This window comes from Streptomyces sp. 3N207 (assembly GCF_052246355.1).
Taxonomy (GTDB): domain Bacteria; phylum Actinomycetota; class Actinomycetes; order Streptomycetales; family Streptomycetaceae; genus Streptomyces.
In genome coordinates, this window is record NZ_JBQQBV010000012.1 from 37,770 (window position 1) to 56,720 (window position 18,951).

An 18,951-nucleotide genomic window follows, 5' to 3' on the forward strand; every position below is an offset into this window, starting at 1 on the left:
CCTCCCGGCAAGATCCGGCAGCGCTACAACAGCAGCGACAGCAGCAGCAACAGCACCAGCGCGATGACGGAGATGATCGTCTCCATCACCGACCAGGACTTGATCGTCTGGCCGACGTTCATCCCGAAGTACTCCTTCACCAGCCAGAATCCGGCGTCGTTGACGTGGCTGAAGAAGAGCGACCCGGCGCCGACGGCGAGTACCACCAGCGCGGTCTGCGTCGTGGACATATCGGTGGTCAGCGGGCCGACCAGTCCCGCGGCGGAGACCGTGGCCACCGTCGCGGAGCCGGTCGCCAGCCGGATGCAGACGGCGATGATCCAGCCGAGCAGCAGTGCGGGGACGGACCAGTCCTTGGAGAGGTCCAGGATCATCTGGCCGATGCCGACGTCGACCAGCGTCTGCTTGAAGCCGCCGCCCGCGCCGACGATCAGCAGGATGCCCGCGATCGGCCCGAACGAGCCCGCCACGGTGGAGGAGAGCCGGTCCTTGGTGAATCCCGCGGCCCTGCCGAGGGTGAATATCGCGACCAGCACCGCCACCAGCAGCGCGATCATCGGGTCGCCGACGACGTCCAGGACGCGCTGCACGGTGTCTTCGGGGTCGTCGATGACGATGTCGGCGAGCGCCTTGGCGAGCATCAGCACGACCGGCAGCAGCACCGTCGTCAGCGTGCTGCCGAACCCGGGCCGACGGTCCAGCTCCGCGTCGGCGCGCTCGGGCACGACCCCTTCGGGCGGTGTGGTGTCGACCCAGCGCGCTGCCACCTTGCCGAACAGCGGTCCCGCGACGACGAGGGTGGGGATACCGACGACGAGGCCGAGGCCCAGCGTCACGCCCAGGTTGGCGTCCATCGCGTCGATGGCGACCAGCGGGCCGGGGTGCGGCGGCACCAGCCCGTGCATCACGGACAGCCCGGCCAGCGCGGGGATACCGACGCGCATCACCGAGTAGTTGCCGCGCTTGGCCACCAGCAGTACCACCGGGATCAGCAGGACCAGCCCGACCTCGAAGAACATCGGCAATCCGACGATGCCCGCGATCAGCGCCATCGCCCAGGGAATGCTGCGCCTGCTCGCCCTGGCCAGGATCGTGTCGACGATCTGGTCGGCACCGCCGGAGTCGGCGAGCAGCTTGCCGAGGATGGCGCCCAGCGCGATGAGGACGCCGACGCCGGAGACGGTGTCCCCGAGGCCGGTGCTGAAGCTCTCGATGGCCTTGTCGAGCGGCGCCGCCGCCACGGCACCCAGCGCGAGGGTGCCGACGGTCAGCGCCAGGAACGCATGCAGCTTGAACCGGGTGATGAGAACGACGATGACGGCGATGCCGACCAGCGCGGCGATCCCCAACTGGGCGTTGCCGGCGGACGTGATGGGGTCCGGTTGCTGTGACCCCGCGGCCAGCATCTCGGCACTGAGATGGCGCACGGCTCTTCCTTCTTCGCGGTGGGTGGGTCAGGGGAGTGGGTCAGGGGAGTGGGTCAGGGGAGGGGTCAGAGATTGCTGACCGACTGGACGGTATGAAAACGGGAAAGTGCAGGTGACCCCAGCTCGGCCAGGGCCTGCCCGGTGACTGCCTGCGGCCCGGGAGCGACATCGACCACGACGCCGGGCTCGTCCGGCGCCAGCGGTTCGAGGGTCGCGAACTGCGAATCCAGCAGCGCGACCGGCATGAAGTGATCCGCGCGCCCGGCCATCCGCCGGGCGATCAGCGCGCGGTCGCCGGTGAGGTGGAGGAAGACGATTCCGGGGGCGGCGGCCCGCAGCCGGTCGCGGTAGGCCCGCTTGAGAGCCGAGCAGCTGACGACCCCGCCGAGCCCCTCGCGGCTGTGCGCCCAGGCGCCGATCGCATCCAGCCACGGCGCCCGGTCGGCGTCGTCGAGCGGGGTCCCGGTGGACATCTTGGCGACGTTGGCGGGCGGGTGGAAGGCGTCCGCCTCGGCGTACGGCACGCCGAGCGCGTCGGCGAGCAGCCGCCCCACGGTGGTCTTGCCGGTGCCCGCCACTCCCATGACGACCACAACGTCCTCGACCCCGACCTCCTGACCGGTCACCCCGGTGGTCTGCCTCCGCACCTCATCTCACCGTCCTCATCGACATCGACCTCGGTGCGCAGGACACTCAACCTCATAGGTCACACGTATTCAATAGTTGGAAACCAATTGGTCATACTTAATTGCCCGTGACGAGGAGCACGTAGGCTGAACGTCCCGGGCGTTCGCCGAGCGCACGGGCAGGGGTGGAGACGACCGGGGAGACGCATGACCAGCCAGAACGAGGACGCTGACGACTCCGGGCAGGGCGGCTCGGAGCGGCCCGGCTCCGAGCCGGGCCGGGGGGCGGCCCCGGTGCGCGAGCGCGGACTGCACGGCAGGGTGCTCGCCTCGCTCGGCCCCGCGATCACCGCGGGTGAGTACCCGCCGGGCATGGTGCTGCTCACCGAGGAACTGGCAGCGCGCTACGAGGTCTCCCGCACGGTGGCGCGGGAAGCCGTACGGGTGCTGGAGTCCATGCACCTGGTGGAGTCGCGCCGCAGGGTCGGGGTCACCGTGCTGCCCCCGGAGCAGTGGAACGTCTACGACCCGCAGGTCATCACCTGGCGCCTCGCCGGCGCCGACCGGGGCCGCCAGCTGCGCTCCCTCACGGTGCTGCGCTCTGCCGTCGAACCGGTCGCGGCCCGCCTCGCCGCCGAGCAGGCCACACCCGAGGAGTGCGCGGCACTGACCGAGCACGCCCTGGGCATGGTCGCCACCTCGCGCGGCGGGCAGCTCGACAACTACCTGGTGCACGACATCGACTTCCACCGCGCCGTGCTGCGCGCCTCCCGCAACGAGATGTTCGCCCGCCTCGGTGATGTCGTCGCGGCCGTCCTCACCGGCCGTACCCAGCACGACGTGATGTTCAGCGACCCCCGCCAGGAGGCCGTCACCCTGCATGTCCAGGTGGCCGAGGCCGTCCGCGAGCGCGACGGTGCCCGCGCCGAACGCATAATGCGCACCATCACCGAGGACGCCATGGCGGAGCTGGACGTACTGGCGCCGTAGTTCCCTGCGGCTCGCCCGAAGAGGTCACGCGGTCACCGGCAGGTGCCTTCCAGGGCGCGGGCCCGCGCGGAGGCGTCGACGATGAGCTCATGGCAGAGCCCTCCGGCGACACCTCCCCGCCACGCCCCGGTGCACCGTCCTGGGCGTGGCCGCTGCTGGGCCCGGCCGTCGCGGTGCTCTTCGTGGCGTACTTCCTGCTGCCGGCGCAGGTGCTGGGGCCCGAGCGGCCGGCGCTGAGCTGGACCGTGTTCATCGTCGTACTGGCGGCCATCGCCGCGCTGCTGCTCAAGCACATGCGGGACGCGATGTTCGACCGGCCCGGCACGGTCGTCGCCCTGGTGTCGCTGATGTGCCTGTCGGTGCTGGTGTTCTCCTCGGCGTACTTCGTGATCTCGCACGATCCGGGCGAGTTCCACGGCCTGCGCACCCGGCTGGACGCCTTCTACTTCACGCTGCTGACCCTGGCCACCGTCAGCTACGGCGACATCCAGCCACGCGGTCAGTCCGCACGCCTGCTCATCCTGCTCCAGATCCTCTACACACTGGTCTTCCTCACCGCCGCCGCGACCTCCCTCACCGGCAAGCTGCGCCGCACCGCAGCGCGCCGCCCCCCACGAGGGAGGCCCCGGAAACCCGGTCCCGGCTGAGTCACCGCCGACGCCGCGGGCGCTGTCAGTGCCCCGTGCGAGGATGCGAAGCGGCCTTGCGAACGATCGCTCACGGGGATGGCCGTCCGAGCCACGTCAGCTGAGTCAGGGACAGGTACAAGACGATGCGTACTGTGACCATCACCGGTAGCCGTACGGCGGGGCACCACGACCCCGCCCACTATGCGCAGCTCTTCACGGCGTATTTGGCGCCGTTCGCGGCCGACGCCCACTTCTACCTCGGCGGCGCCCGCGGAATCGACAGCCTGGCGCTGACGTGGCTGGCGAACGAGACGAACGCGTGGCTCACCGTGGCCGTACCAGGCACGCTGGACCAGCAGCCGCCCGAGGCAAGACATGCGGTCAACCGCGCCTGGGACCGCCTCGCGGAGGTCGTCGAACTCGGCGCCGACCCGCTGGACGACGCCGCGTATCTGGCCCGCAACCGGTGGATGGTGGACCGCTCCAGCATGGTGATCGGTTTCCCGGTCGGCACCAGCACCCAGTCCGGCACCTGGCAGACCCTCGACTACGCGTCCCAGCAGGGAAAGGCCCGGCTGATCGTGCCGACCTAGGCGATGGATTGGAGCCGGGCGGCCGGGGCACTCGGGCGGCGGAGGTGAGAAGACATGGGTCCCCTGCTACTCGTACTGCTGCTCGCGCTGATCCTGTTCGGCGCGGGGTTCGCGCTGAAGGCGCTGTGGTGGATCGCGGTGATCGTGCTCGTCCTGTGGCTGCTCGGGTTCTTCGTGCGGCCTGCGGTCGGAGGGCGGCGCGGTCGGTGGTACCGCTGGTAGGCGAGGGCTGCCGGCAGGAGCGGCGCTGCCCGCTCCTGCCGGCAGTGAATGGGTCGTAAGGTCACATACATGGACACAACCGCCCTCCTCACGGACGCCTTCACCCGCGTGAACGGCGAGGTCCACTCCACGCTCCGCAGCATCAAGAAGAGACACCTCAACGAACAACTCGACCCGGCGACCAACAGAGTGAGCTGGCTGATCTGGCACCTCACCCGGGTGCAGGACGACCACCTCGCCGACGCCGCCGGTACGCAGCAGGTCTGGCACGCACAGGGGTTCGAGGAGCGCTTCGGGCTGCCCCTCCCCTCCGACGACACCGGATTCGGCCACGCGCCCGCGGACGTGGCCGCCGTCCGGGTGGACTCGCCGAAGCTGCTGCTGGAGTACCACGACGCGGTGCACGAACAGACCCTCAACTATCTGGGCACCCTCAATGCCCGGTCGCTCGACCGCATCGTCGACGACGCGTGGGACCCGCCGGTCTCGCTCGGGGTACGCCTCGTCAGCGTCATCGGCGACACCATGCAGCACGTCGGTCAGGCGGCCTTCCTGCGCGGCGTGCTGGAACGCCGCTGAACCCAGATCAAGCCCCAGCCGCAGCACCAGAGCCGAAGAGAGGCGCGCCCCGTGATCCCCCAGCGCACCGCCACCAGCTCAACCCTCACCCTGCATGTCAACGACACCGCGCACACCGTCACCGTCGACCACCGCGCCACCCTCCTGGACGTACTGCGCGAACAGCTCCACCTCACCGGCAGCAAGAAGGGCTGCGACCACGGCCAGTGCGGCGCCTGCACGGTGCTGCTGGAGGGGCGCCGCGCGAACAGCTGTCTGCTGCTGGCGGTGGCGTACGACGGCGCGCATCTGACCACCGTCGAGGGGCTCGGCGACGAGGAGCGCCCGCACCCGCTCCAGCAGGCGTTCCACGAGCGGGACGCCTTCCAGTGCGGCTACTGCACACCGGGCCAGATCGTCTCGGGCGTCGGCATGCTGTGCGAGGCCGCCGAAGGCCACCCCTCGCAGGCCACCCCCGCCGCAGCACTCCAGCGGGCCACCGGCGCTCCGGTGGAGCTGGACCGCGACGAGATCCGCGAGCGGATGAGCGGCAACATCTGCCGGTGCGGCGCCTATCCGCACATCGTCGAGGCGATCGAGGACGTGACGGCGTACACCGGCGGGCACAGCGACGCCGCGCACGCCTCCCGCCGCAGCGACGCCGACGCCGTACCGGCGAGGTGAGCGTGCGATGAAGCCCTTCACCTTCGAGCGCGCCACCAGCCCCGAGCAGGCCGTCTCCGCGTTCGCGGCGCAGCCCCACGCGCGCTTCCTGGCGGGTGGCACCAACCTGGTGGACCTGATGAAGCTCGGCGTCGAGACGCCCGAGCACCTCATCGACGTCTCCCGGCTGCCGCTGAACGACATCGAGCCCACCGCCGACGGCGGCCTCCGTATCGGCGCCAACGTCCGCAACACCGACCTGGCCGCGCACACCTCCGTCTGCCGCAGCTATCCGGCGCTCGCCGAGGCACTGCTGGCCGGCGCCTCCGGGCAGCTCCGCAATCTGGCCACCACCGGCGGCAACCTTCTCCAGCGCACCCGCTGTCCCTACTTCCAGGACCTCTCGGCGCCCTGCAACAAGCGCGAGCCGGGCTCGGGCTGTTCGGCGCGGGAGGGAGTCAACCGGGACATGGCGGTACTGGGCCACTCCGAGCACTGCGTGGCCACCCACCCCTCCGACATGGCGGTGGCGCTGGCCGCCTACGACGCGGAGGTGGAGCTGCTGGGCCCGGAGGGGAACCGGACGGTGCCGGCGGCCGAGTTCCACCGGCTGCCCGGTGACACCCCGCAGCGGGACACGGCGATCCGGCCCGGCGAGCTGATCTCGCACGTCACCCTCCCGCCGCCGCCCGCCGGTGCCCGCGCCGCCTACCGCAAGGCCCGCGACCGCGCCTCGTACGCCTTCGCGCTCGCCTCGGCCGCCGCCGTTCTCGCGCTGGACGGCGACGGGACCGTACGGCATGCCGCGCTCGCGTTCGGCGGGCTGGCGCACCGGCCGTGGCGGGCCCGTACCGCAGAGCGGATGCTGATCGGTGCGCCCGCCGACGCCGAGGCCTTCGCGCGCGCGGCCGATGCCGAACTGGCCGATGCCCGCCCGCTGTCCGACAACGGCTTCAAGGTGCCGCTGGCCCGCAATGTGGCCGTACACATGCTCACCGCCTTGGCCGGTGACGCCCCGAACCGCTCCGCAGGGACGTGAGGACGAGGACGATGGCCGTAGACGACACCACAGACACCGCAGGCACCACCCGCGCCGACCGCACCGCCGAGCGCGTCCTGGGCTCGCCCGCTCTCCGCCGCGAGGGCCCCGCCAAGGTCACCGGCACGGCGCGCTACGCCGCCGAACACACCCCGCCGGACTGCGCGTACGGCTGGCCGGTGGCCGCGACCGTGCCGCACGGCGGTGTCACCGCCATCGACGACAGCGACGCCATGGCGCTGCCCGGCGCGCTCGCCGTCCTCACCCATGAGAACGCGCCCCGGCTCGGCGAACCCGACGACCCCACCCTCCACCTGCTCCAGACTCCACGGGTGCCGCACCGCGGCTGGTACGTGGCGCTGGCCGTCGGCGAGACGCCGGAGGTGGCGCGCGAAATGGCGCGGGAACTCCGCCTCAGCTACGACAAGGAGCCGTACGACGTGCTCGTACGCGCCGACCACCCGGAGCTCTACCCCCCGGAGCAGGCCAACGGCGGCTACCCCGGCGCCCGCGAGGCGGGCGACTTCGATGCGGAGTACGCCGCGGCGCCGCACCGCTTCGACCTCACCTACACCCTCGGCCCGCTGCACAACCACCCCATGGAGCCGCACGCCGCGACCGCCGTATGGGAGGGCGGGCATCTGATCGCCTACGACTCCAGCCAGGGCGCCACCCTGGTGAGCGAGACGCTGGCCGCGATGTTCGACCTCGATCCGCGACAGGTCACCGTCGTCGCCGAACACGTCGGCGGCGGCTTCGGGTCCAAGGGCACCCCGCGGGCTCCGGTGGTGCTCGCCGCGATGGGTGCCAAGCACACCGGGCGCGCCGTCAAGGTCGTCCTGCCCCGCCGGGAGCTGCCCTTCGTGGTCGGCCACCGTGCCCCCACCGTCCAGCGGCTGCGCGTCGGCGCCCGCGACGACGGAACGCTGGCCGCGCTCGGCCACGAGGTGGTCACCCACACCTCCACCCTCAGGGAGTTCGTGGAGCAGGCCGCCGTGCCCTCCCGGGTGATGTACGGCGCCGACGGCAGCCGCACCGGACACCACGTCGTCGCGCTGAACGTCCCCACCCCCTCCTGGATGCGGGCCCCCGGCGAAGCACCCGGTATGTACGCGCTCGAATGCGCCATGGACGAGGTGGCCACCGCGCTGGACATCGACCCGATCGAGCTACGGCTGCGCAACATCCCCGACCGGGAGCCCGACAGCGGCAGGCCGTTCAGCAGCCACCACCTCGGCGACTGCCTGCGCGAAGGCGCCCGCCGCTTCGGCTGGGAGCGCCGCGACCCGCGCCCCGGCGCCCGGCGCGACGGCGAACTGCTGCTGGGCACCGGCGTGGCAGCGTCCACCTACCCGGCGTACGTCGCCCCGTCCACCGCCTCCGTCCAGGCGATGGGCGACGGCTCCGGGCCCGCCTATCACGTACGGATCAACGCCACCGACATCGGCACCGGAGCCCGAACCGTCCTCGCCCAGATCGCCGCCGACGAGCTCGGCGTCCCGCTGGACGCCGTCCGGATCGACGTCGGCAGCAGCGATCTGCCCACAGCGCCGCTGGCCGGCGGCTCCTCGGGCACCGCCTCCTGGGGCTGGGCCGTCCACAAGGCGTGCCGCGAACTGCGGGAGTCGGGCGGCAGCATCGTCACCGTCGACACCACCAGCGACGTCCAGGCCCAGGAGGAGTACGCGCGGCACGCCTTCGGCGCCGTCTTCGCGGAGGTCTCCGTCGACGCGGTGACCGGCGAGGTACGGGTACGCCGGCTGCTCGGCGTCTTCGCCGCGGGCCGCATCCTCAACGCCCGTACGGCGCGCTCGCAGTTCATCGGCGGGATGACGATGGGCCTGGGCATGGCGCTGACCGAGCACAGCACGCTGGACGCGCGGCTCGGCGGCTTCGTCGAGAAGGACCTGGCCGGCTATCACGTCCCCGCGCACGCGGACGTCCCCGACATCGACGCGCACTGGATCGAGGAGCACGACCCGCACCTCAACCCGGTCGGCGGCAAGGGCATCGGCGAGATCGGCATCGTCGGCACCCCGGCCGCCATCGCCAACGCCGTCCACCACGCCACCGGCCGGCGCTACCGCGAACTCCCCCTCACCCCGGACCGGGTGGGACCGGTGGGGTGAGGAGGGGCGCTGGACGAGCGGAATCGGCTGCCGCCTACTTCCCGGCGGCCAAGGTGCTCACCTGCTCGTGGGACGTGAGGAATGGGGCCGTTGTGTTGACGCGCGAGTACCCCTGAGCAAAACCGTCGTCGGAATACAGTTCCGACCAGCTGTCCGACACCTTGACGCCGTGCTTGTCCGAGATGTGCTGCAGGATTTTCTCGTTCTGCTGGACGTCCCTGCGGGCCATTTCGTCGTAGATCTTGCCCGCGGCGTCCGCCTTCTCGATGGTCTCGTCGAACTTGAGGTGCTCGCGGTCGAAGTCGTTGGCCCACGCGCTTTCGGCACTGCCGATGAGGCTCGAGACGACCACGGCCGAAACAGGATTGCCGGAGAACCTCTCCATCGCGGAAACGCCGTACACAATGGTGCCGAAAGCGCCGTTGCCCCACATGCGGCCACTCAGAGTCGCACTGTCGAACTCCTTGGCTTCCCGGACCGCGGGCCCGATGATCGCCTCCTGCCGCCCGATGGCCATGGTCCCCGACACCTCACCCGAGGTCCTGAGGATCTCCTCGACCGTCTGATCCCTGCTGGAGTTGTACCTCTCGTTCGCGGGGAGATCGCCGGCGAGATGATGCTCCAGCACCTGGCCGGTATAGGTCTTCTGCCCGTAGTTCAGCGCCGCGTTCGCGTCGGGATCCTGACCGACCTGGACGAGGAAACGTGTTGCCTCGGCGTGATCCATCTCGGCCTGATGCCCCTGCATCGGGAAGAGCTTGTCGCCGTTGCTTCCGTCCTTGATCGCGCGGAAGATGTCGGGCGTGTACTCGGCCGCCGCTTTGCCGACGTATTCGTGCATGCCCGGCTTGAGCGCGAAATCGTCCTCGACGTTCGCGGTCTTGTTGATGATCCGGCTCATCAATTCGGCCTGGTCCTTGGTGTGCGGGGGGACGTCCTTCGGCATCGGCTCATCGAAGGGGTGCCCGGTGGTGGCCGACGCCAGCGCGTGGGACATGGCCTGCACGCCGCCCTTGACGTCCTTCAGCTTGCCGTCCTCGGCGACCTCACCGTCCGCGGGCCAGTCCCGCTCCGAGGTGAAGTAGTCGAAGTTCTCCTTGTCCTTGAAGAACTCGGTGGACGCCTCCGGGTTGTGCCCCAGGGCCTCCATGAACCCTGTGACAGGGTCCTCGCCCGCGTCGTTCTTCGGGCCGAAGTTGAGAAACGCGGAGTCGGACAGGCCGCCGCTGATCCACTTGCTCGTCGGATCGTTCGTCGGGCCGTTCATGGCCTTCTCTTTGTCCTTCTCCATGAGTTTGTCGCCGTAATCATGGAGGAAGTCCTTGTCCCACTTCCCGGTGCGCATCAGATTACTGAGCACTTGGGCGTTGTAGGGCCCCTTGTCCGCGTACGGGCTGCCCTTCGCCTCATCGGCGTTGATGCGGTTCATGCTGATGTCCAGCATGTCCTTCTTCCACTTCGCCATTTCTGGCGAGTCGGACTGGCTGGCCAGTCCGAGCACGGCCCCGAGGTTGTCCTGGAGCCCGGCGAGCCGGTTGATCTCTGCCTTGCTGCGCTCCACCCTGACCGAGCCCGCGGCACCGTTCTGCCTGTACTCCGGCTTGGCCATGTTGAACCAGAAGTCCACCGCGCCCTTGGGGCCCATCTCGCGGGCGAACTTCTCCGCGAAGTCCGGGTTGTTGGCATTCTTGGCGAGGATGCCGTTGAGCCTGGACAGCTCCTTCGGGCTCATCTCGGCGCCCTCGTCCTTGGCCAGGTGCAGGGCGGTCTTGAGGTCTGCCTTGGTCTCCTTGTCGACGTCCGCCAGGTGGCCGTAGACGTTGTCGTTGAAGCCCTTGCCCGCCGGGTTGAGCAACAGGGCGGTCTTGAGGTCGTGGTCGGCGTCGCTCGCCTTTTGGAGGGCTTTCTTGATGCGGTCGTTGTACGCAGCGATCGCCGTATCGAACTCGGGCCTGTGCTTCGCGCTGGTCCGGGAGTCGACGTCGGCCGGCGGGTCGTATTCGACCGTGCCCGTCTTCTCGTTCAGCTTCAGCCAGCTCTTCCCGCCGCCCTTCGGCTCGGTCAGTGCCGTCTCGATTGCCTCGAGTTCCTTCTTGGCGGCCTCGATGTCGGCGAGCGCCTCGGACATGACGGTGCCGACCTTGTGCGCCTGCCTGGATGCCTCCAGCACCTGCTCCTGGACGCCCGTGAAGGCTTTGAACGCCGCGTTCTTCGCCTCGCCGTGCCACCCGGACTGGGGGGTGCTCAGCGGTTTGGAGACGGTGCGGTCGAAAGTCGTGTGGACCTGGCGGAACTCTTTGGGAAGTTTGACCCATTCGCGCACCGCCTCGCGCAGCGGCGTCAGATTGACGTGGCGGACCGTCGTGTAGTCGAGGGTGTGCTCGCTCATCGTCCGGCCTCACTCCAGGAATTCGGCTCGAACGTCGGTGTCGACGTCGGTGTCGACGTCGGCGGGTAGGGGCCGTACAGCGGCTTCTGCGTCCCGTTCGGGTACAGGGGATTCTGCGGTGTGGTCAGATCCGGAACCCCCGGGCGGTACAAAGGCGGCTTCGGGTGGAGGAGGTCGTTGAGCGACGGCTTGCCTTCCTTCTCACGCCGCTCGCGTGCGATCTTCTCCACCTGCTCCTTCGTCCACGCGTCGGTCGTCTTGAAGTCATCGGCGGCCTTGTCGAGCCTCTTGGCCACGCTCGCGTACCTCTTCTTCAGGTACGTCATCTGGCCGCGCCACATCTCCTGGAACTCCTTGAACGCCTCGTCGCTGACGAAGCCCTTCATGGAGCCGGGGACTTGTTCGGTCTCCCGCATGGCAGCGTTGTCAACCTTCTGGAAGGAGGTGCTGAGGACCTCTCTGACCTTCTTCGCGTGACCGCGCAGTACATCGTCCGTTACCTGGAGCCACTTTCCGTCCCCCTTCCCCCCGCCCTGGCCGCCGCCCCCCTTGCCCCCGGCGCCGTTCAGCTGCATCGAAGTCGACTGCTTGGCCCGGGCGTTCGCGACCAGGCCCGCCCATTCCTCTCCGAAAGACATGAATCCCCGCTCCCGTCGGTGAACACCTCCGACCTCCAATGAACGTACAAGAAAACTCGATGTGCGTCTTCCGAAGAATCTGTGAAGAACGGAATGTTGACTCATCCCGGACACAGAGGGGTTCGGTGTCGGCCATCTCAGGCATCTGTGCGCGGACGAGGCGGAAAAATCGGATGCCGACCGAGCGGCGCCGGGTCACTATGCCCCTATGTCCGATGCGATGACCGCCTTGGTGACCGAGTGAGATCCGGGCCGAGCGGTGCCCGCTACTACCGTGTGGACTGCGAGAACGGGATAACCGTCGACGACCCCTCCGAGGACTCGCTGGTCATGCTGATCGGCGACCTCGACGAGGCCGACAACACCTTCCTGGTCCTCCAGCCGGACGCAGGCTCCGATTCCTGGTTCGCCACGGTCGCCGTACTGGAGGAGGGCGGCTACGACGTCGTACGGCGCGATCCGCACCGCTGCGAGCACGAGGTCACAACAGAGACGAGCGCTGCCCGCATCGCCCAGGAGCTGACAATCTGGGCCGCCCGCCGCTTCCACCCGTCACCGCGCGCGTGACCGAAAGGCGGCCGAACGGGGCCCCGCGCCACCGTCCGAGCGTGCGCCACCGTCCGAGCCTGCGCCACCGCCCGAGCCTGCGCTGCCGCCGGTGCCCGCGCGCTCCCTGAGCGCCAGGCGTACCGCCTCCAGCGCGCCGGCGAAGGAGACCTCGCTCAGTACGCCGGGGGCCGCCACCTGGTCGCCGACGAGGTAGCGGCCCTCGCCGCGGTCCACGGCGGGGCGGTCGCGCCAGGTGGTGCCCGGGACGTCGACCGCGCCGGTCCGGCCGTCCGCCGTTGCCTCCGTACGCCGTACGATGCGTTCCCGCCAGCCCGGGAAGCCCAGGTCCAGCAGGTGTTCCGCGCGGGTGAGCGCGGCGGCCCGCGGCTCGTCGGGGGCCAGGGGGAACTGGGCCTGGAGCAGCGACTGCCCGGCAGGTGCCAGCGAGGCGTCGCTCGCCGTGAACCGTTCGATCCACCCCGGCGCGTCCAGGTCGGAGACCACGAAGGCGTCTCCCGTACGGGCTTCCAGCACCAGGTCCAGCAGCGCCGTACGCCCGCTGGGCCAGCTCAGCCCGGGATCGTCCAGCAGCGCACGGGCCACCGTCAGCGGGGTGGCGACCACGACGGGGCCACGCCGGGCCGCCTCCCCGAGCGCGTCGGCGTCCACGCGTGCCCCCAGCTCGACACGTACGCCCAACTCCCGGGCGCGCGCGGCCATCCGCTCCACCAGAGCCGCCCAGCCGCCGCGCGGATAGTGCGCCTCGGGCGGCAGCTTCGAGGCGCGCCGCATCCGCTCGTGCGTGAACGCCGCCGACAGCTCGCCCGGCGCGTGGTGGAAGGTGGCGACCGCCGCGAAGTTGGCTGCCGCCCGCGCCGTGTCCGCTCCCAACTGCTCGGTGGCCCACTCCAGATAGGGCACCTCGACGGGGGCGCTCCGCCTGCGCCGCAGCCGCAGCAGCCCGGCCGGCGGGGTGCTGCGCAGCGTGCCGCCGTGGTGGTAGCGCACCCGCAGCCCCTCCCTGACCGGCACCCGGGCCATCGGCGGCAACAGCCCTCGCTGCTTGAGCCAGCGCCAGTGCGGTCCGCCGTTGTAGAGCGCGTGCGGGCCCTCGTTGGTCCGGTACGGCCCGTCCGCCGTGCGCGCCCGTCCGCCGAGCGTGCCGCGTGCCTCGTACAGCGCGACCTCGGCGCCTGCCTCGGCGGCGGCCAGCGCGGCGGTCAACCCGCCGAGACCGCCGCCGATGACGGTGAGGTGAGTGACGTGAGGGGTGTGAGGGGTGTGCGGGGCGTGTGCCATGGGAGCCTCCAGCTTCCGCGACCGGATCTGCCTGCTCCCTCACCGACGAACGGGAGCGCCCGGGATGTGACATCGCTCCGTCGCCGCACCGCCCCCGGCTGCTCACCCCGCCACGGGGCTGCTCACCGCTCTGCCTGCTCACCGCCCCCTGAAGTGCTCCACCAGCCGTGAGTAGCTGTCGCCGCCGTGGCCGGCGTCGATCGCCTGCTCGACCAGGTCCAGGGTGTAGCGCGGGAGCGTGGTGTCCACCCCGCGCGCGGCGCACTCGCGCACCAGGTCGGCCACCGAGGGCCGGTGCGCTGACAGAGCGCCGTACTCGGTCGCGTACGCACCGCTGTCGATCTCGCCCGCGAGCAGCGGGAAAAGCCCCTGCAACGCGGTGAGGGAGGGGTTGGCCCGGTCCAGGAAATCGGCGACCGGCACGCCTTCGTCGGAGAGCAGCGCCGCAGCGTGCAGGAATCCGTTGAGAACGCCCCACATGGTTCCGTGCACGGCCATGCCGTACAGCGTCGGGACCCCGGCGTCGGTGCCGAGCAGAGTCCCGCGTCCGCCGATCAGCCGCAGCGCGGCCTCATAGCGGTCGTACACGGTGCGGGAGCCGCCGTAGAAGACGACCGCCTCCGGGCTGCCGACCCCGGGCGCGATCGTCATGATCTGCCCGTGCAGGTATGTGGCTCCGCGCTCGCCCGCCCACGTGGCGACTGCCCTGACCTCCTGTGACGTGCCGTCCGTCAGATTGACGACGGCCCGACCGGCGAGCGCGTCCCCTGCCGTCTCCAGCAACTCGCGTACCGTCTCGTTGCCCTGGACGCTGACGACGACGAGTTCACTGCTCCGCACTGCTTCGCGTACATCAGACGCCTGCCGCGCCCCCTTGGCCACCCAGGGGTCCGCCTTGGCCGCCGTGCGGTTCCACACCGTGGTCGGATGGCCGCCGCCCAGGAACGCCGAGGCGAGTGCCCCTCCCATCTCGCCAAGTCCCAGCACACTCACCGATGGTGTGACGGCCGAGCGCTCGTTCGTACCGGTCATGGTTCCCTCTCCCCGCTGCTCTGCCGGGCGTGATCGCCCGTCGATGCAGCGAGCCTCCTTCTTGAACCTCGGTTCAAGTCAACCCCCGCCGTCGCACGCACGCCCGCGGGCCCCGGCCGCTGCCCGCATGCGGCGGACCCGGGGCGCTCTTACGCTGGTCGAGTCCGCAATCACCGGCAGCGAGGTGCGGTGACCATGCCAGAACTCCCCGACGTAGAGGGCTTCCGGCGGGTATTGGCCGACTGTGCGCAGGGCCGGACGATCCGGCGGGTCGAGGTGCGGGACGCGGGCGTCCTGCACGGAGTCAGCGCGCGTCGGCTCAGCAGTGATCTGGAGGGCCGGAAGTTCACCGAGCCGGAACGGCACGGCAAATGGCTCCTCGCGCACACCGGCGGGCCGACCCTTCTGCTGCACTTCGGCATGACCGGCCGGCTGGTCTGTACAGCCGCCGACGATGAGCCGCACCGCCACGACCGCGTACTGTTCACGCTCGGCGGCGAGCGCCAGCTCCGCTACCGTGACCAGCGCAAACTCAAGGGCCTCTGGCTCGCCGACGACCCCGAGGCCGCCCGGCTCCTCGACGAGCAGGGCCCCGATGCGCAGACCGTCTCGCGCGCCGATTTCGATGCCGCCCTCACCGGCCGCCGCGGGCGCCTCAAGGCCGTTCTGACCGACCAGTCGGTCTGTGCCGGGCTGGGCAATCTGCTGGCCGACGAGATCCTGTGGCAGTCCCGGCTGCACCCCTCCCGCCCCACCGGCTCCCTCACCGACGACGAGCGGGCCACCCTCTACCGGACGATGCGCCGGGTGCTGCGTACTTCCGTGGAAGCCGAGTGCGTCCCGCCCCGCGACAACTGGCTGACCGGCCACCGCGACGACCCGGGCCAAGCACCCTGCCCGCGCTGCGGCACCCGGCTGCGCTCGGCCCGCGTCGCCGGCCGCACCACGCTCTGGTGCCCGCACTGCCAGCCGGATCCGGCCTCGTAGCAGCGCTTGTGGCAGTGCGGCGGTGCGGGGTGCGGGCAGTGCGGCGGTGCAGCCCTCGCCCTCAAGGCCCAAGACAAGTACCTCTTTCGCCTGAAGTACCCGGAGCAAGCGGCCCCCGCGAACCGCCCTTCAGCTGCAGCAGTCGTCAGGATCAGCGGCATGAGCAGCGACAGCAGTCCCCCCTCGCCCGGGCCGGAAGAGAACGCTGACACCGAGAACCCGAAAAAGATCCCGGCGAGGGAGTACGGCCCGTGGGAACTTCGCCAGGTCCTCCTCGCGCGTACCAACGAACTCCAAGCCCTCCTGGATGACCGGTGGCGTACGCACGGCAAGGACCGGAACGACCTGCTCGACAAGGCGAAGGACGAGCTGAACAGCGCCCGCAGCGTGCTGTCCCATGCGCACAAGAGAAAAAGAGCCGCTTCACATATTGCGGTGGGGCAGATCCATGTCGACACCGCGCACAATCTCTTGCTGCGCCTTTCCGGCCCGGAAGAGATCGCGTCGATGATGCCGGGAGTGCTGGCGTCGGTACGCGAGGCACTGCCCGCCGAGGACCCCCGGCGGGTCGCCGTCGAAAGAATCTCCCGGTCCCCCGCGAAAATCACGGATTCCGAGCGGGAATCGCTCCTGGACGCCGTAAGTGTGGCCCGGCACGTCCGCATCCAGAAGACGCTGCGTGTCCGCAGTTTCGTCAATATCGTGCGCTGGGTCGCGGGGGGCCTGGCGGTCGGGGTGGTGCTGGTGGCCGTCCTGGGATGGTTCTTCGACGACACCGTCCCGCTGTGCTTCTCGCCCGACCGGGTATCAGGCGCCGAGGAATACCACGTCGTCTGCCCGACGAGATCGTCCCCGGACGCGAAGGCGAAACGCGTCGACGCGAGCCTTGCGACAACGACCGCACCCGCGGACTATTTGGCCGTCGAATTCATCGGGCTGGTGGCCGCCGGAATTGCGGCAGCCACCACCATCAGACGTATCGGCGGAACCGCGGAACCGTACAACGTGCCCTTCGCCCTTGCTCTGTTGAAGCTCCCCATGGGTGCGCTGACCGCCGTACTCGGTCTCCTCCTGATGCGCGGCGGATTCGTCCCCGGACTGACCGCCCTTGATTCCTCCGCGCAGATCATCTCCTGGGCCATCATTTTCGGTTACGCCCAGCAGATCTTCACCCGGCTCGTCGACACCCAGGCCCGAAACGTCCTCGCCGGCGCAAGCGGCTCGGCAACCCCCACCCGTCCCCCGCCGCCGAAACCCTCCAACCAGGCGGACTGACAGCCGACGGATGCGTACGGCGGCCAGGTGCGACCCGGCACTCGGCCCGCGCAGTGTGGCCGAATTGCGACGCTGGGCCGGACGGGACCTGTACCGGAGGGGTGCTGTTCCGCTACGGTAAGACCGCTCTCAGATCTTCCAAGGGAGAAGGAAAGGAGGAATGCCGTGCTGATTCACATGCGTAGCTGGGCCACCAAGAACCCCGGACAGGGTGGCGTGAGCCGTAAGTGGCGGGAAGCTGCTGGAAGGGCCGGTTCCTTCATCTTCTCCGCCCCAGGGATTCTTTTCCTGTCAGCGTGAACCGCAGAGAGCGCGCCCGGCCCGTGCGTGGGGAGGCGAGCGCGATGTTCCTCGAACTTCTTACAGCCCTGGGTACTTTCTTCGGCGGCCTGGGCGCCCTTCTAGCGGCTACTACTCAACTCCTGACGTTCTTGAAGAAAAAGGACGCGGAGCGGCCGATCGATCACGGTGGCGGGGGAAGCAGCCAGTCGAATCCCTGGATGATTCCTGCAAAGTGGATCGTAAGCCTGACCGCAGCAGCGTGAAGATTTCTCCGCGGAGCCCGATTTCGGCGCACCGAGAATTGCGGAAGACGTGAACAGACGGAGGGGCGGGACCACCCGCCCCTCCGTTCGTCCGTGCTGTCGACCATCCGCTGACGGTGGCCGGCTCAGCCTTCGGTGGCGTCCTTCAGCGCGTGGTAAGCCTTGACGTCGGGTGAGGATTCGGCGTCCTCGAGCCTGCTGGTCCGCGCGTCGAAGAACGCCATTTCCACCACGCGGATCTCGCCGGGGTCGTCGTGGTCGGCGATCTGCGGGAGGCTGCGCCGCACGCTTTTGATGCAGTCCGCGCGATGCTGCGCGTCCCCGCGGCCCTCCAGATCGCATCCGTACTCCGCGAAGATATGCGGCTTCGAGGCGTAGTCGTGCTTCTCGTCCGACCAGTCCTCGAACCATCCCTTCCGTTGGACCATTCGTTCGCCCAGCTCGGCGGCCGGGGTGCCCTGCATGATGTACGGGTCCTGGCCCACGACGTCCACCTTGTCGTTTCCGGGCCACAGATTCGCGTGGAAATCCTTGTCGTTCCGCCAGCCCTGGACGATCCAGACCAGCCGCACCTTGTCCGCGCCCACCGCTTTCCGGGCCTTCGCGACCTCGTTCCACATGCCACGGAAGTCGGCGTACTGATAGCCCGCGCAGGGTCTGATCTCGCCGCAGTTCTCCCGGAAGTCCAGCTCCGGTTCATGGGCGATGGACAGCCAGATGTCCGAACAGGTGTCGTGCTGCTCGCAGGTGGCCTGCAGCCGTCGCATCACGCTGCGGAGCTGCTGTGCGTTGGCGCCGCTCGCCGTATAGGCCCAGTTCTGTCCGTCGGGATAGGGGCGCCAGGAGAGGTGCAGCTGCTTACCGGCCGCGAGCGCGGCCCTCTCGTCGTCCCCCGTCGGCTTGTCGTCGAGCGGTTCTTCGCCCGCCGGACGGTAGTTGCGCCAGTGTCCGGCGAACGGTCCGTACTGGCCCTCCGCCGCACGCATCCGGTCCCCCCACGTCCCCCGGTCCGCGGGGTGGTTGTTACGGAAGTGCCCCAGCACCGGCAGCTCTTGCTGCGCGGCCCGGGTCGGCGCGGTCTCGGCCGGCGCGGTCCTGCCCTGTGCCCCCAGTGCGGTGGCCAGCAGCGCCGCGGCACCCAGAACCGCGGCCGTACGCGCAAATGAAGCGGGCGTCATCTGCATTCCCTTCTGTGGCGTTCGGCGGCGGTCACAGGTGCTGCTGCCGGGCCCCCCGACCCGGCAGCAGCGCTCCCCCGTGTTCCCCCGTGGTCCCTCGTCCCACCTTCTTGCTTCTCGCGCTTCGCTGATCCCGACTCTCGTCGCGCCGGGCATTGTCTGTAAGCCCAGTTCGGCGGGTAG

General features: G+C 69.8%; 19 protein-coding genes. 12 read left to right on the forward strand and 7 right to left on the reverse strand.

Annotation, left to right across the window (positions count from 1 at the left end; translation table 11 throughout):
• Nucleotides 1-23: 23 nt before the first annotated feature.
• On the reverse strand, nucleotides 24-1,427 hold the full coding sequence (locus ACTWP9_RS19660; protein ID WP_443247531.1) for a GntP family permease: 1,404 nt from the start codon (nucleotides 1,425-1,427) through the stop codon (nucleotides 24-26).
• Between the two features lie 65 nt (nucleotides 1,428-1,492).
• Complete coding sequence (locus tag ACTWP9_RS19665; RefSeq protein ID WP_443247700.1) at nucleotides 1,493-2,011, reverse strand: gluconokinase; 519 nt, start codon at nucleotides 2,009-2,011, stop codon at nucleotides 1,493-1,495.
• 249 nt (nucleotides 2,012-2,260) lie between these two features.
• On the opposite strand from ACTWP9_RS19665, the gene ACTWP9_RS19670 reads away from it, so the two are divergent.
• The 8 genes from ACTWP9_RS19670 (at nucleotide 2,261) to ACTWP9_RS19705 (ending at nucleotide 8,876) form a co-directional block, all read left to right on the forward strand.
• Nucleotides 2,261-3,043, forward strand: coding sequence for a FadR/GntR family transcriptional regulator (locus ACTWP9_RS19670; RefSeq protein ID WP_443247532.1), 783 nt, complete (start codon nucleotides 2,261-2,263; stop codon nucleotides 3,041-3,043).
• 89 nt (nucleotides 3,044-3,132) lie between these two features.
• Nucleotides 3,133-3,690 carry a potassium channel family protein gene (locus ACTWP9_RS19675; RefSeq protein WP_443247533.1) on the forward strand — a complete coding sequence of 186 codons (558 nt, stop codon included), beginning with the start codon at nucleotides 3,133-3,135 and terminating at the stop codon, nucleotides 3,688-3,690.
• 125 nt (nucleotides 3,691-3,815) lie between these two features.
• Nucleotides 3,816-4,265: a hypothetical protein gene (locus ACTWP9_RS19680; RefSeq protein WP_443247534.1), complete on the forward strand. Its 450-nt coding sequence runs from the start codon at nucleotides 3,816-3,818 to the stop codon at nucleotides 4,263-4,265.
• A 54-nt stretch (nucleotides 4,266-4,319) separates the two neighbouring features.
• On the forward strand, nucleotides 4,320-4,487 hold the full coding sequence (locus ACTWP9_RS19685) for a DUF5670 family protein (protein WP_209243011.1): 168 nt from the start codon (nucleotides 4,320-4,322) through the stop codon (nucleotides 4,485-4,487).
• 69 nt (nucleotides 4,488-4,556) lie between these two features.
• A complete protein-coding gene (locus ACTWP9_RS19690) occupies nucleotides 4,557-5,066 on the forward strand; it encodes a mycothiol transferase (RefSeq protein WP_443247535.1) in 510 nt (169 codons plus the stop codon).
• A gap of 51 nt (nucleotides 5,067-5,117) precedes the next feature.
• A complete protein-coding gene (locus tag ACTWP9_RS19695; protein ID WP_443247536.1) occupies nucleotides 5,118-5,729 on the forward strand; it encodes a (2Fe-2S)-binding protein in 612 nt (203 codons plus the stop codon).
• 7 nt (nucleotides 5,730-5,736) lie between these two features.
• The gene (locus ACTWP9_RS19700; RefSeq protein ID WP_443247537.1) at nucleotides 5,737-6,747 is read left to right on the forward strand and encodes an FAD binding domain-containing protein; all 1,011 of its coding nucleotides are present in this window, start codon (nucleotides 5,737-5,739) and stop codon (nucleotides 6,745-6,747) included.
• A gap of 11 nt (nucleotides 6,748-6,758) precedes the next feature.
• The gene (locus ACTWP9_RS19705; protein WP_443247538.1) at nucleotides 6,759-8,876 is read left to right on the forward strand and encodes a xanthine dehydrogenase family protein molybdopterin-binding subunit; all 2,118 of its coding nucleotides are present in this window, start codon (nucleotides 6,759-6,761) and stop codon (nucleotides 8,874-8,876) included.
• A 34-nt stretch (nucleotides 8,877-8,910) separates the two neighbouring features.
• Here ACTWP9_RS19705 and ACTWP9_RS19710 read toward each other — a convergent pair whose 3' ends face one another.
• Nucleotides 8,911-11,265 (reverse strand): hypothetical protein, encoded by a 2,355-nt coding sequence (locus tag ACTWP9_RS19710; RefSeq protein WP_443247539.1) that lies wholly within the window; start codon nucleotides 11,263-11,265, stop codon nucleotides 8,911-8,913.
• The gene (locus ACTWP9_RS19715) at nucleotides 11,262-11,840 is read right to left on the reverse strand and encodes a type VII secretion target (RefSeq protein ID WP_443247540.1); all 579 of its coding nucleotides are present in this window, start codon (nucleotides 11,838-11,840) and stop codon (nucleotides 11,262-11,264) included. The genes ACTWP9_RS19710 and ACTWP9_RS19715 overlap by 4 nt, the downstream gene beginning before the upstream one ends.
• Nucleotides 11,841-12,143: 303 nt before the next feature.
• Here ACTWP9_RS19715 and ACTWP9_RS19720 point away from each other — a divergent pair, with 303 nt between their 5' ends.
• Nucleotides 12,144-12,470 (forward strand): hypothetical protein, encoded by a 327-nt coding sequence (locus ACTWP9_RS19720; RefSeq protein WP_443247541.1) that lies wholly within the window; start codon nucleotides 12,144-12,146, stop codon nucleotides 12,468-12,470.
• Here ACTWP9_RS19720 and ACTWP9_RS19725 read toward each other — a convergent pair.
• A complete protein-coding gene (locus ACTWP9_RS19725) occupies nucleotides 12,456-13,751 on the reverse strand; it encodes an NAD(P)-binding protein (RefSeq protein WP_443247542.1) in 1,296 nt (431 codons plus the stop codon). The genes ACTWP9_RS19720 and ACTWP9_RS19725 overlap by 15 nt on opposite strands.
• Before the next feature lie 138 nt (nucleotides 13,752-13,889).
• On the reverse strand, nucleotides 13,890-14,783 hold the full coding sequence (locus ACTWP9_RS19730) for an NAD(P)-dependent oxidoreductase (RefSeq protein WP_443247543.1): 894 nt from the start codon (nucleotides 14,781-14,783) through the stop codon (nucleotides 13,890-13,892).
• Nucleotides 14,784-14,978: 195 nt separating this feature from the next.
• Here ACTWP9_RS19730 and ACTWP9_RS19735 point away from each other — a divergent pair, with 195 nt between their 5' ends.
• The 3 genes from ACTWP9_RS19735 to ACTWP9_RS19745 all read left to right on the forward strand — a co-directional run bounded on the left by ACTWP9_RS19735 (nucleotide 14,979) and on the right by ACTWP9_RS19745 (nucleotide 17,590).
• Nucleotides 14,979-15,770 carry an Fpg/Nei family DNA glycosylase gene (locus ACTWP9_RS19735; protein ID WP_443247544.1) on the forward strand — a complete coding sequence of 264 codons (792 nt, stop codon included), beginning with the start codon at nucleotides 14,979-14,981 and terminating at the stop codon, nucleotides 15,768-15,770.
• Nucleotides 15,771-15,929: 159 nt separating this feature from the next.
• On the forward strand, nucleotides 15,930-17,045 hold the full coding sequence (locus tag ACTWP9_RS19740; protein WP_443247545.1) for a hypothetical protein: 1,116 nt from the start codon (nucleotides 15,930-15,932) through the stop codon (nucleotides 17,043-17,045).
• A 344-nt stretch (nucleotides 17,046-17,389) separates the two neighbouring features.
• Nucleotides 17,390-17,590 (forward strand): hypothetical protein, encoded by a 201-nt coding sequence (locus tag ACTWP9_RS19745; protein ID WP_443247546.1) that lies wholly within the window; start codon nucleotides 17,390-17,392, stop codon nucleotides 17,588-17,590.
• Between the two features lie 125 nt (nucleotides 17,591-17,715).
• On the opposite strand, the gene ACTWP9_RS19750 is transcribed toward ACTWP9_RS19745, so the two are convergent.
• On the reverse strand, nucleotides 17,716-18,768 hold the full coding sequence (locus ACTWP9_RS19750; protein ID WP_443247547.1) for a hypothetical protein: 1,053 nt from the start codon (nucleotides 18,766-18,768) through the stop codon (nucleotides 17,716-17,718).
• Between the last annotated feature and the right edge of the window lie 183 nt (nucleotides 18,769-18,951).